Genomic DNA, 13,049 nt, shown 5'->3' with positions numbered 1-13,049 from the left:
TAGCAACCCTATCCAAACGAACAAGGATCAACCGTGCCGACTCCGCCTCCAGTCTCTCCGTTGGCCGCGAACATGGGCGACAGTCCGGCGCCCTTGTACGCCCGCGTCAAACAAATGATTACCCAGCAAATCGACAGTGGAAACTGGCCGCCGCACTACCGCGTTCCGTCGGAAAGCGAGCTGGTCAATCAGTTGGGCTTCAGCCGCATGACCATCAACCGCGCCCTGCGCGAGATGACCGCTGACGGTCTGTTGGTGCGCATGCAAGGCGTCGGTACGTTCGTCGCCGAGCCGAAAAGCCAGTCCGCGCTGTTTGAAGTGCACAACATTGCCGATGAAATCGCTTCCCGTGGCCATCGCCACACGTGCAAGGTCATCACCCTGGAAGAAGAGGCCGCCGGCTCGGAACGCGCCCTGGCCCTCGACATGCGCGAAGGGCAGAAAGTCTTCCACTCGCTGATCGTGCATTTCGAGAACGATATTCCGGTGCAAATCGAAGACCGCTTCGTCAATGCGCTGGTGGCGCCGGATTACCTCAAGCAGGACTTCACCCTGCAAACGCCTTACGCCTACCTCAACCAGGTCGCGCCGCTGACCGAAGGCGAGCACGTGGTCGAGGCCATTCTGGCCGAGCCGTCCGAATGCAAATTGCTGCAGATCGAAAAAGGCGAGCCGTGCCTGCTGATTCGCCGCCGCACCTGGTCCGGCCGTCAGCCGGTGACCGCCGCCCGTTTGATCCACCCTGGTTCCCGTCATCGTCTGGAAGGCCGGTTTCATAAATGAACGAGTTGAAAGTTTTACGCGCCAAAGACTACCCGCGCATGCCCTGGAAAAACGGCGGCGGCAGCACTGAAGAAATCAGCCGCGATGCCGGCACTGGCCTGGACGGCTTCGGCTGGCGCCTGTCGATTGCCGACATCGGTGAGTCGGGCGGTTTCTCAACTTTCGCCGGTTACGAGCGGATCATCACCGTGTTGCAGGGCGACGGCATGACGTTGTCGGTGGACGGGCAGAGCACGCGACCGCTGTTACCGCTCGACCCGTTTGCCTTCAGTGGCGAGAGTCAGGTGTCTTGCACGCTGCTCGGTGGAGCGATCCGCGATTTCAACCTGATCTATGCGCCGCAGCGCTACCGTGCACGGTTGCAGTGGCTGGCCGGCGAGCGGCGGTTTTTCAGCGAGGCCAGCACACTGCTGGTGTTCAGCGTGAGCGGGCAATCTGACGTATCGGTCGATCACCGCGTCCAGCATTTGGGCCTTCATGATTGCCTGCAACTGGAGGCCAACGCCGGGTTGCTGGACGTCACCATCAAGGGTTTGTGCTGCGTGATCGAACTCACCTCGCGCGGCTGATCCCGGTTACTCCCGTTCGAGGGTAAAGCCTCGAACGGTTGCCTCCAGTTCACTCGACATCCTTTTCAGCGCCTGGATGGTTTTCACCACCTCCTGTTGCGCCACGACATTCTCCTCGACCCGCTGCGCCACGGTTTCCACATTGCGTGCCACGTCTTCGCTGGCTTCGCGCTGTTCCTGCAAGGCATGGGAAATCTGGCTGACGGCGTTGAGTGACGCGTCGAGCACGGCTTTGACGTCATTCATCGACGCGCCGGCGCTGTCGATCAACTGCTGGCCCTGAAGCACCCGCTCGCGGCCAGTGTTCATGCTGCTGCTGGCCTTTCGCATGCCGCTTTGAATGGTGCTCACCAGCACCACGATCTCGGCGGTGGAGCGGGTCGTGCGGGTCGCCAGCTCTCGCACTTCGTCGGCCACCACGGCAAACCCGCGACCTTGCTCGCCGGCCCGCGCCGCCTCGATGGCGGCATTGAGGGCGAGCAGGTTGGTCTGTTCGGCAATGCTGTGGATCACGTCGACAATTTTCCCGATGGCGTTGGAGTGCAGGGTCAATTGGTCGATTTCACTCGACGTCTGGGTCACCAGTTGGGCGATCTGCTGCATCTCGATGATAGAGCGGTCCATGCTGGCAATGCCCAGGGCGGTGATCTGCTCGGCCTTTTGTGTGGTGTCGTGGGCCTGCGCGGCGTTTTCGGCGATGTGCGTGATGTTGGCTGACATCTGCTCTGCCGCGGCGGCAATGGAAGAGGTCGCGCCATTTTGCTCGGCGGCCTGCTTCAGGCCTTGCTCGGACGAAATGCTCAGGTTCAGGGTCGAGGACTCGATGTGTCGCGAGGCCTCGCGCACTTTGCCGATCATGCTGGCCAGGCTGCGCCGCATGGCCTCGACCGATTGCATGACACCCGTGGGGCTCGCGTTGCCGATCACCGGATCACCGAGCATGCCCTGGGCAATCCGTGTGCTGATATTGGCCAGTTCGTGGGGCTCGGCACCCAGGTATCGCGCCAGCCTGGCACCGAACAGCAGCGCATAAAGGCTGCCAGACAACAGCGCGAAGGCCAGGACGCCGGCCATCAGCCTGATGTTGACCTCGTAAAGTGCCTGGCTGAGTTCGAACTGTTGGCGAGCTTCTTTCAGTTGAGCATCCGTCAGTTGCGAAAACAGTGAGCTCAGCGGGTCGATCAAGGGGTACAGCTGGTGTGCGGCGAAATCCTCCAGGCGCTGACTGGAGGCGTCGTTGCGGTTCAAGACCGCCTGCAATCGCTGGAGTGGCGCTTCGGTGGCCTGCATCAGTGGCGTGATTTCGTTGATCAGTCGCACCTCTTCATCAACCAGGTGGGTCGACAGGTAGGTACGCCAGAGCGGATCGATCTCAAGCAATGCCTGGCGTATCTGTTGCGCCGCCTCGACGCCGCTATGGATGCCGTCGCGGGCCTTGTGGATGGCATCGACGATCTGGACGGAATACAGCTCGGAAATTTTCTTCAGGTCCTGTTGCGGGATGACCCGGTCCAGGTAAACCGTTTCCAGTCCCTGGACCGTAGCGCGCATGCCGTACAGGCCGAGTGCGCCGATGCCGGTCATGCTGCTCAGCAGGATGCCGGCCAGCAGCAGGAGATGGGTTTTGACTTTCCATTGTTTCATTGCGCGTTCCTCGCAGGAGTGACTTCAGGGGGGCTTGCTCGTGAAGTCGGCGAGAATCAGTGGAGGTGGAGTCGGACGCTTCTGATGAGGTTGTAGGGTGTTTCTGGAATGCGCTTAATTGGGCATCACGTGTTACCGAACGCCCCAACGTGGCGCAAAACCACGTTGCAGTAACCGCCGTCACCCCCGCAAAAAATCCCCGCGAAAAATTTTATCCACGCCAGAACCCGCGATTCAGGCGCTCTCCAGTCGTTTCAGAGTTTTTCTTGAATGCCTGTCCAGAAAGTTGGCCGCTTGATTGCATATGCTTGTATGTACAAGTAAAGACGTATGCGTATGAGTCGATCGAGACTCTCCGCAGCGTCCACTGATTCGCTTGTCGCGCAACGATGCGCACAGGCTGGCTTGCCCCCTGCCAGGGTTGGTTTGAATTGATCGCTGAGGAGTCTTTTTCGTGACTGACAATACCCAGAAACCTACGAAATACCGTGACGTCGAAATCCGCGCTGCCCGCGGCAACAAGCTGACCGCCAAAAGCTGGCTGACCGAAGCGCCGCTGCGCATGCTGATGAACAACCTCGACCCGGAAGTGGCCGAGAACCCGAAGGAACTGGTGGTTTACGGTGGCATCGGTCGTGCGGCGCGTAACTGGGAGTGCTACGACAAAATCGTCGAGAGCCTGACCCACCTGAACGACGACGAGACCCTGCTGGTGCAATCCGGCAAGCCGGTCGGCGTGTTCAAGACCCACACCAACGCCCCGCGCGTATTGATCGCCAACTCCAACCTGGTGCCACACTGGGCGAACTGGGAACACTTCAACGAACTGGACGCCAAAGGCCTGGCCATGTACGGCCAGATGACCGCTGGCAGCTGGATCTACATCGGCAGCCAGGGCATCGTCCAGGGCACCTACGAAACCTTCGTCGAAGCCGGTCGCCAGCACTACAACGATGACCTGAAGGGCAAGTGGGTCCTGACCGCCGGCCTCGGTGGCATGGGCGGCGCCCAGCCTCTGGCGGCCACCCTGGCCGGTGCCTGCTCGTTGAACATCGAATGCCAACAAGTGAGCATCGATTTCCGTCTGAAAAGCCGTTACGTCGACGAGCAAGCCAAAGACCTCGACGACGCACTGGCCCGTATCGCCAAGTACACCGCCGAAGGCAAGGCGATCTCCGTCGCGCTGCTGGGCAACGCCGCTGAGATCCTCCCGGAACTGGTCCGTCGCGGTGTGCGCCCGGACATGGTCACCGACCAGACCAGCGCCCACGACCCGCTCAATGGCTACCTGCCGGCTGGCTGGACCTGGGAGCAATACCGCGCTCGCGCCAAGACCGAACCGGCCGCCGTGATCAAAGCCGCCAAGCAATCGATGGCGGTGCACGTCAAAGCGATGCTCGACTTCCAGAAGCAAGGCATCCCGACCTTCGACTACGGCAACAACATCCGTCAGATGGCCCAGGAAGAAGGCGTGGAAAACGCATTCGACTTCCCGGGCTTCGTTCCGGCGTACATCCGTCCGCTGTTCTGCCGTGGCATCGGCCCGTTCCGTTGGGCGGCACTGTCGGGCGATCCGCAAGACATCTACAAGACCGACGCCAAGGTCAAGGAACTGATCCCGGACGACGCGCACCTGCACAACTGGCTGGACATGGCGCGCGAGCGCATCAGCTTCCAGGGCCTGCCGGCACGTATCTGCTGGGTCGGCCTGGGCCTGCGCGCCAAGTTGGGCCTGGCGTTCAACGAAATGGTGCGCAGCGGCGAACTGTCGGCGCCAATCGTCATCGGTCGCGACCACCTGGACTCCGGTTCGGTCGCCAGCCCGAACCGCGAAACCGAATCGATGCAGGACGGTTCCGACGCCGTGTCCGACTGGCCACTGCTCAACGCCTTGCTCAACACCGCAAGCGGTGCGACCTGGGTGTCGCTGCACCACGGCGGCGGCGTCGGCATGGGCTTCTCCCAGCACTCGGGCATGGTGATTGTCTGCGACGGTACTGACGAAGCGGCCGAGCGTATCGCTCGCGTGCTGCACAACGACCCGGCTACCGGTGTCATGCGTCACGCCGATGCCGGTTACCAGATCGCCATCGATTGCGCCAAGGAACAGGGCCTGAACTTGCCGATGATTACCGGCAAGTAATGCTTGCCCCTGTAGGAGCGAGCCTGCTCGCGATGGTGTGTCAGTCGACACAGCGCTGAATGACACTCCATCGCGAGCGGGCTCGCTCCTACAGGGGAGCCCACCACCCCACAATAACAATCCACAGAGGTTGAACCATGGCTGTCAGCAACGAACGTGCTGGTAACAAACCGTTGATCGAAAAGCGTTCGATCGACTACATCCCGGAGGCGGAAAGACACGGTCGTCTGTTGAGCCAGTTCACCCTGTGGATGGGTGCCAACCTGCAAATCACCGCGATTGTCACCGGTGCATTGGCCGTGGTCCTGGGCGGTGATGTGTTCTGGTCGTTGATCGGCTTGCTGATCGGTCAACTGCTCGGCGGCGCCGTCATGGCGCTGCATGCGGCGCAAGGGCCCAAGCTTGGCCTGCCGCAGATGATCTCCAGCCGCGTGCAGTTCGGCGTTTATGGCGCTGCCATCCCGATCGTGCTCGTCTGTTTGATGTACCTCGGTTTCACTGCAACGGGAACCGTGCTTTCCGGCCAGGCGCTGGGCCAGTTGTTTGGCGTCAGCGACAGCGTCGGCATCCTGCTTTTTGCCAGTGTCATCGTGCTGGTGACGGTGCTCGGTTATCGGGTGATCCATTGGATCGGCCGCGTTGCCAGCGTCATTGGCGTGATTGCCTTCGTTTATCTGTTCAGCCGTCTGATGAGCCAGGTTGACGTTGGCGCGCTGTTGCAAATCCGTCACTTCAGCTGGAGCAGCTTCTTGCTGGCGGTGTCGCTCGCGGCGTCCTGGCAGATCGCCTTCGGCCCTTACGTGGCTGACTACTCGCGCTACTTGCCGAGCAAGATTTCCTCGGTAAAGACCTTCTTTGCCGCAGGCGCAGGTTCGGTCATTGGTGCACAGGTGGCGATGGTCCTTGGCGTGTTTGCTGCCGCTTCGGCCAACGGGCAATTCGCCGGCCACGAAGTGGCCTACATCGTGGGTCTGGGCGGAACCGGCGCCACCGCTGCGCTGCTGTACTTCAGCATCGCGTTCGGCAAGGTCACCATCTCCACGCTGAACTCCTACGGCAGCTTCATGTGCATTGCGACCATCATCAGCGGTTTCCGTGGCGACCTGAAGGTCTCGCGCTTGCAGCGTCTGGTGTTCGTGCTGGTCATCGTCGGTGCGGCGACCCTGATGGCGTTGCTCGGCCAGCACTCGTTCCTCGGTGCGTTCAAGTCCTTCATCCTGTTCCTGCTGGCGTTCTTTACGCCATGGAGCGCGATCAACCTGGTGGACTACTACTGCATCACCCGCGAGCGCTATGACGTGCCGGCGCTGGCCGATCCGAAGGGTCGCTACGGTCGTTGGAACGTCCTCGGTATCAGCGTCTATGTTTTCGGTGTGCTGGTGCAGCTGCCGTTCATCTCCACCAAGTTCTACACCGGTCCGCTGGTCGCCGCCCTGGGTGATGTGGATATTTCCTGGATCATCGGTCTGGCGCTGCCCGCAGCCCTGTATTACGTCTGCGCGAAAAAATGGCACGGCACAGTGCCCGATCAACTGATTCTGCCGGTCGAGCAGGGCAGCGTTGTACAACCTGAAACAAGTGGGGCCGGTCGCGCTGCGGCGCGGGCCTGATTGGATGTTGCCAGGGCTGGATGCCTCTTGACTGCCGTAAGCCAATTCATGATTAGGAGCGTCACAACAATGAAATCGAACAAGACCCTGCTGACCACTTTGCTTTCCATGGGCCTGCTGGCCAGCGCCGGCGCCACTCAGGCGGCGGGTTGGTGTGAGTCGGGTAAACCGGTGAAGTTCGCCGGCCTGAACTGGGAAAGCGCCATGCTCCTGACCGACGTGCTGCAAGTCGTGTTGGAGAAAGGCTACGACTGCAAGACCGACAGCCTGCCGGGCAACTCCATCACCATGGAAAACGCCCTGAGCAGTAACGACATCCAAGTGTTTGCCGAAGAGTGGGTCGGCCGCAGCGAGGTCTGGAACAAGGCTGAGAAGGCCGGCAAAGTCATCGGTGTGGGCGCTCCGGTCGTGGGCGCTGTCGAAGGCTGGTACGTGCCGCGCTACGTGATCGAAGGCGATGCCAAGCGCAAGCTGGAAGCCAAGGCGCCGGATCTGAAAGCCATTGCCGACCTGGGTAAATACTCGGCGATTTTCAAGGACGCCGAAGAGCCGTCCAAGGGCCGTTTCTACAACTGCCCGGCGGGCTGGACCTGCGAACTCGACAACAGTGAAATGCTGAAAAGCTACGGCCTGGAAAGCAGCTACACCAACTTCCGCCCAGGCACCGGCCCGGCGCTGGATGCTGCCGTATTGTCGAGCTACAAGCGTGGCGAGCCGATCCTGTTCTACTACTGGTCGCCAACACCGCTGATGGGCCAGGTCGACGTGGTCAAACTGGAAGAAAAACCAGGCGTCGACAAGACCGTGAACATCAAGGTCGGCCTGTCCAAGACGTTCCATGACGAAGCGCCAGAACTGGTGGCCGTGCTGGAAAAGGTCAACCTGCCGATCGACCTGCTGAACCAGAACCTGGGTCGCATGACCAAGGAGCGGATCGAGTCGCCGAAACTGGCCAAGATCTTCCTGAAGGAACATCCTGAAGTCTGGCATGAATGGGTGAGCGAAGACGCAGCCAAAAAGATCGACGCTGCGCTTTGAAAACTACTGCACTCGGCAATACTGCGTTGAAAGCAGGCTCAAAATGCTCATTGACTAAAGTCAACTCCGCTTTCTCGCCTGCTTTCGCCTTGTCTTGCCTTCGCTCGCTACGTTTTCAAACAGCTTGTTTATAAGGGCAAGCTTTTCAGCACCGCAAGCGGTGCTGAAAAGCCCTTGATTGAGAGCTTCTTATGTTTCCCGAAAGCTTTACCTTTTCCATCGCCGACTGGGTCAACGGTTGGGTCGATTCACTGGTCACCAACTACGGCGACGTGTTCCGGCACATCTCCGACACCCTGTTGTGGGCCATCGTCAATCTCGAAAGCCTGCTGCGCGCGGCGCCCTGGTGGCTGATGCTGGCCATCGTGGCGGGCGTGGCCTGGCACGCGACCCGTAAGGTCGTGACCACCGCCGTGATCGTCGGTTTGTTGTTCCTGGTGGGTGCGGTCGGCCTCTGGGACAAGCTGATGCAAACCCTGGCGCTGATGATGGTGGCGACCATCATCTCGGTGTTGATCGGCATTCCGCTGGGCATTCTCTCGGCGCGCAGCAATCGCCTGCGTTCGGTGCTGATGCCGTTGCTGGACATCATGCAGACCATGCCGAGCTTCGTGTACCTGATTCCGGTGCTGATGCTGTTCGGCCTGGGCAAGGTCCCGGCGATTTTCGCCACCGTGATCTACGCCGCACCGCCGCTGATCCGCCTGACCGACCTGGGCATTCGCCAGGTTGATGGCGAAGTGATGGAAGCGATCAACGCCTTCGGTGCCAACCGCTGGCAGCAACTGTTCGGCGTGCAACTGCCGCTGGCCCTGCCGAGCATCATGGCCGGGATCAACCAGACCACCATGATGGCCCTGTCGATGGTGGTGATCGCCTCGATGATCGGCGCCCGTGGCCTGGGTGAAGACGTGCTGGTGGGGATTCAGACCCTCAACGTCGGACGTGGCCTGGAAGCCGGTCTGGCGATCGTGATTCTGGCAGTGGTGATCGACCGCATTACACAAGCGTACGGTCGCGCACGGCATGAGGTGAGCAAATGAACAAGGCAACCGTGAGCAAAATTGAAGTCAAAAACGTCTTCAAGATTTTCGGCAACCGTTCCAGGGAAGCGCTGGCCATGGTTGGCCAGGGCAAGACCAAGGATCAGGTGCTGGCCGAAACCGGCTGCGTGGTCGGCGTGAACGACCTGTCGCTGAGCATCGGCAGCGGCGAGATCTTCGTGATCATGGGCCTGTCGGGTTCTGGCAAATCTACCCTGGTACGCCACTTCAACCGCCTGATCGACCCGACCAGCGGCGCGATCCTGGTGGACGGCGTGGACATCCTGCAATACGACATGGAAGCCCTGCGCGAATTTCGCCGGCGCAAGATCAGCATGGTGTTCCAGAGCTTCGGCCTGTTGCCGCACAAGACCGTGCTGGACAACGTCGCCTACGGCCTGAAAATCCGTGGCGAGAGCAAGCAGATGTGTGCCGAGCGCGCGCTGCACTGGATCAACACCGTGGGCCTCAAGGGCTACGAAAACAAATACCCGCACCAGCTCTCGGGCGGCATGCGTCAGCGCGTGGGCCTGGCCCGTGCCTTGGCGGCGGACACCGACATCATCTTGATGGACGAAGCCTTCAGTGCGCTTGACCCGCTGATTCGCGCCGAGATGCAGGACCAGTTGCTGGAACTGCAAAAGACCCTGCACAAGACCATCGTCTTCATCACCCACGACCTCGACGAGGCCGTGCGCATCGGCAACCGCATCGCGATCCTCAAGGACGGCCGCCTGATCCAGGTCGGCACGCCGAAAGAGATCCTGCATTCGCCAGCGGATGAGTATGTAGACCGGTTCGTACAGCGCAGGGCTGCGGTGGTTTAAGAGATTTGCAGTGAGTGAGCTGGCCTCTTCGCGAGCAGGCTCGCTCCCACCATTGGAATGAGTACCCTGTGGGAGCGAGCCCGCTCGCGAAGGCGTCGGCAAAGCTGCATCAATATTCAGGTAAGAGGTCAAAGATGTCCCAGGCCGAAAAAATCGTTATCACCGAAGTGCCAGTCACCTGGCAGGACGTGGTCGCCGTCGCCCGTCATGGCGCACAGCTGGAGCTGTCGGCGCCGGTCTGGGCTCGGATTGAAAACGCGCAGGCCATCGTCCAGCGGATCGTCAGCAGCGGCGAGCGCGCCTATGGCATCAACACCGGCCTGGGCGCGTTGTGCAACGTTTCGCTGCAGGACGAACAACTCAGCCAGTTGTCGCGCAACACCCTGCTGAGCCACGCCTGCGGCGTCGGCGCCCCGCTGAGCGACGAGCAGACTCGCTCAATCATGTGCGCGGCCATCGTCAACTACAGCCACGGTAAATCCGGGCTGCATCGCCAAGTGGTTGAAGCGCTGCTGGCGCTGCTCAACCGTGGCATCACCCCGCAAGTGCCATCCCAGGGCTCGGTGGGCTACCTGACCCACATGGCTCATATCGGCATCGCCCTGCTGGGCGTCGGCAATGTGAGCTATCGCGGGCAGATCGTTTCCGCGCAGCAGGCCCTGGCTGAAGAAGGGCTGCAACCGGTCAAACTGGGTGCCAAGGATGGTCTGTGCCTGGTCAACGGCACACCCTGCATGACCGGCCTGAGCTGCCTGGCGATTGCCGACGCCGCGCATCTGCTGCACTGGGCCGATGTGATCGGTGCGATGAGTTTTGAAGCCCAGCGCGGGCAGATCGACGCCTTCGATGCCGAGATCATCGCGCTCAAGCCGCATCCGGGCATGCAGCAGGTCGGGATCAACCTGCGGGCCTTGCTCGACGGCAGCGAAGTGATTGCCCGGAGCAAGGGTATTCGCACCCAGGACGCGCTGAGCATTCGCTCGATCCCGCAGGTGCATGGCGCGGCCCGTGACCAGCTGGTGCATGCGACCCGACAGATCGAAACCGAACTCAACAGCGCCACCGACAACCCGCTGGTGCTGGGCACTGCAGACAATTACCGCGTCGTTTCCCAGGCCAACCCCCACGGCCAATCCGTGGCGCTGGCGGCGGATCTGCTGGCCATCGCCATGGCGGAAATCGGCTCCATCGCCGAGCGTCGCCTGGACCGTTTGATCAACCCGCATGTCAGCGGTCTGCCAGCATTCCTGGTGGCCAACCCGGGCGTGAACTCCGGGATGATGATCGTGCAATACGTCGCCGCTTCCTTGTGCGCGGAAAACCGCCAATTGGCGCAACCGGCAGTGCTCGACAACTACGTCACCTCGGGCCTGCAGGAAGATCACCTGAGCCTGGGCACCAACGCCGCGCTGAAACTGCACCGCGCCCTGGAGAACTGCACGCAGATCCTCGCCATCGAGTACTTGCTGGCGGCCCAGGCGTTCGAATTCCTGAAAGAACAACGCTTCGGCGCGGGCACCGATACCGCGTGGCGCCTGCTGCGTGAACGTGTCCCGGCCTATGACCAGGACCGCTGGCTGGCGCCGGACATTGCTGCGGCAGCCGCTGTCTTGAAAGAACCGGATTTGCTGCACAAGGCTTTGCCGAGCCTGAACTGATCTCCACACAAAACCAGCGTGCCAAGGCGTGGCTCCCCAAAAGGGAGACGCGACGGACAACGGACATTTCCGGAGCGTCTGGTAGGCCTCTAAAACCAAGAGCATAAAAAACTCTCAAAAGGAGCACAAAATGACTGCGCTAAACCTGATCCCCGGTCAACTGAGCCTGGCCCAACTGCGTGATGTCTATCAGCAGCCGGTGAAACTGACCCTCGACCACAGCGCTTCGGCCCAGATCGAAGCCAGCGTCGCTTGCGTGGAACAGATCCTCGCCGAGAACCGTACCGCGTACGGCATCAATACCGGCTTCGGCCTGCTGGCCTCGACCCGCATCGCCAGCGAAGACCTGGAAAACCTCCAGCGCTCGCTGGTGCTGTCCCACGCGGCCGGTGTCGGCCAGCCGATCAGCGACGACCTGGTGCGCTTGATCATGGTGCTCAAGGTCAACAGCCTGAGCCGTGGTTTCTCCGGCATTCGCCGGGTGGTGATCGACGCGCTGATTGCCCTGATCAACGCCGAGGTTTACCCGCACATTCCGCTGAAAGGTTCGGTTGGCGCGTCGGGCGATCTGGCGCCTTTGGCACACATGTCGCTGGTGCTGCTGGGTGAGGGCAAGGCACGCTACAAAGGCGAGTGGATGGAAGCCACCGAAGCGCTTAAAGTCGCCGGCCTGACCCCGCTGACCCTGGCCGCCAAAGAAGGCCTGGCGCTGCTCAACGGCACACAGGTGTCCACCGCGTTTGCCCTGCGTGGCCTGTTCGAAGGCGAAGACTTGTTCGCCGGCGCCCTGGCGCTGGGCGGCCTGACCGTTGAAGCGGTGCTCGGCTCGCGCTCGCCGTTCGATGCCCGCATTCACGCTGCCCGTGGCCAGAAAGGCCAGATCGACACTGCTGCCGCCTATCGCGATCTGCTGGGTGAGCGCAGCGAAGTCTCCGACTCCCACGAGAATTGCGAAAAGGTCCAGGACCCGTACTCCCTGCGCTGCCAGCCGCAAGTCATGGGCGCGTGCCTGACCCAGTTCCGCCAGGCGGCCGAAGTGCTGGCCATCGAAGCCAACGCCGTCTCGGACAACCCGTTGGTGTTCGCCGCTGAAGGCGATGTGATCTCCGGCGGTAACTTCCACGCCGAACCGGTGGCCATGGCCGCCGACAACATGGCGCTGGCCATCGCGGAAATCGGTTCCCTGAGCGAGCGTCGCATCTCGCTGATGATGGACAAGCACATGTCGCAACTGCCGCCGTTCCTGGTGGCCAATGGCGGCGTGAACTCCGGTTTCATGATCGCCCAGGTGACCGCGGCGGCACTGGCCAGCGAGAACAAGGCGCTGTCCCATCCGCATTCGGTGGACAGCCTGCCGACGTCCGCCAACCAGGAAGACCATGTGTCCATGGCCCCGGCGGCGGGCAAGCGTCTGTGGGAAATGGCCGAGAACACCCGCGGGATTCTCGCCGTTGAATGGCTCGCAGCGGTTCAAGGCCTGGACCTGCGCAACGGTCTGAAGACCTCGCCGAAGCTGGAAAAGGCGCGGGCGATTCTGCGTAACGAAGTGCCGTTCTATGAGAAAGACCGGTTCTTTGCGCCGGACATCAATGCGGCGACTGAGTTGCTGGCTTCGCGTTGCCTGAATGAACTGCTGTCGACCAAGCTTTTGCCTAGCCTGTAAGGGCCCCTTCGCGAGCAGGCTCGCTCCCACATTGGAATGCGTACCACTTGTGGGAGCGAGCCTGCTCGCGA

At 61.3% G+C, this 13,049-nt stretch carries 10 protein-coding genes; 9 read left to right on the top strand and 1 reads right to left on the bottom strand.

Going from position 1 to position 13,049, the window contains the following annotated elements; genetic code table 11:
* Positions 1-72: 72 nt before the first annotated feature.
* Together hutC and JQF37_RS10835 are read left to right on the top strand one after the other, a co-directional pair.
* Positions 73-783 (top strand): histidine utilization repressor, encoded by a 711-nt coding sequence (hutC, locus tag JQF37_RS10840; RefSeq protein ID WP_161793960.1) that lies wholly within the window; start codon positions 73-75, stop codon positions 781-783.
* Positions 780-1,352 (top strand): HutD family protein, encoded by a 573-nt coding sequence (locus JQF37_RS10835; protein WP_130207355.1) that lies wholly within the window; start codon positions 780-782, stop codon positions 1,350-1,352. Before hutC ends, JQF37_RS10835 begins: the two co-directional genes overlap by 4 nt.
* Before the next feature lie 6 nt (positions 1,353-1,358).
* Here JQF37_RS10835 and JQF37_RS10830 read toward each other — a convergent pair whose 3' ends face one another.
* The gene (locus JQF37_RS10830; RefSeq protein ID WP_130207353.1) at positions 1,359-2,996 is read right to left on the bottom strand and encodes a methyl-accepting chemotaxis protein; all 1,638 of its coding nucleotides are present in this window, start codon (positions 2,994-2,996) and stop codon (positions 1,359-1,361) included.
* Between the two features lie 454 nt (positions 2,997-3,450).
* Between JQF37_RS10830 and hutU the strand changes: the two genes are divergently transcribed.
* The 7 genes from hutU (at position 3,451) to hutH (JQF37_RS10795) (ending at position 12,978) form a co-directional block, all read left to right on the top strand.
* A complete protein-coding gene (gene hutU, locus JQF37_RS10825; RefSeq protein ID WP_130207351.1) occupies positions 3,451-5,139 on the top strand; it encodes a urocanate hydratase in 1,689 nt (562 codons plus the stop codon).
* Between the two features lie 137 nt (positions 5,140-5,276).
* On the top strand, positions 5,277-6,749 hold the full coding sequence (locus JQF37_RS10820; RefSeq protein WP_130207349.1) for a cytosine permease: 1,473 nt from the start codon (positions 5,277-5,279) through the stop codon (positions 6,747-6,749).
* Between the two features lie 69 nt (positions 6,750-6,818).
* Positions 6,819-7,787 carry an ABC transporter substrate-binding protein gene (locus JQF37_RS10815; RefSeq protein ID WP_130207347.1) on the top strand — a complete coding sequence of 323 codons (969 nt, stop codon included), beginning with the start codon at positions 6,819-6,821 and terminating at the stop codon, positions 7,785-7,787.
* Positions 7,788-7,978: 191 nt separating this feature from the next.
* Complete coding sequence (locus JQF37_RS10810; RefSeq protein ID WP_103396924.1) at positions 7,979-8,830, top strand: proline/glycine betaine ABC transporter permease; 852 nt, start codon at positions 7,979-7,981, stop codon at positions 8,828-8,830.
* Positions 8,827-9,657 (top strand): glycine betaine/L-proline ABC transporter ATP-binding protein, encoded by an 831-nt coding sequence (locus JQF37_RS10805; RefSeq protein WP_130207345.1) that lies wholly within the window; start codon positions 8,827-8,829, stop codon positions 9,655-9,657. The genes JQF37_RS10810 and JQF37_RS10805 overlap by 4 nt, the downstream gene beginning before the upstream one ends.
* A 134-nt stretch (positions 9,658-9,791) precedes the next feature.
* On the top strand, positions 9,792-11,315 hold the full coding sequence (gene hutH / locus JQF37_RS10800) for a histidine ammonia-lyase (RefSeq protein WP_130207343.1): 1,524 nt from the start codon (positions 9,792-9,794) through the stop codon (positions 11,313-11,315).
* Positions 11,316-11,445: 130 nt separating this feature from the next.
* Positions 11,446-12,978 carry a histidine ammonia-lyase gene (gene hutH / locus JQF37_RS10795; protein WP_130207341.1) on the top strand — a complete coding sequence of 511 codons (1,533 nt, stop codon included), beginning with the start codon at positions 11,446-11,448 and terminating at the stop codon, positions 12,976-12,978.
* The last annotated feature ends 71 nt before the right edge of the window (positions 12,979-13,049 follow it).

This window comes from Pseudomonas sp. MIL9 (genome assembly GCF_016887925.1).
GTDB lineage: Bacteria > Pseudomonadota > Gammaproteobacteria > Pseudomonadales > Pseudomonadaceae > Aquipseudomonas > Aquipseudomonas mohnii.
The sequence above is the reverse complement of the archived record's forward strand: the minus strand, read 5'-3'. Positions and strand labels throughout refer to the sequence as shown.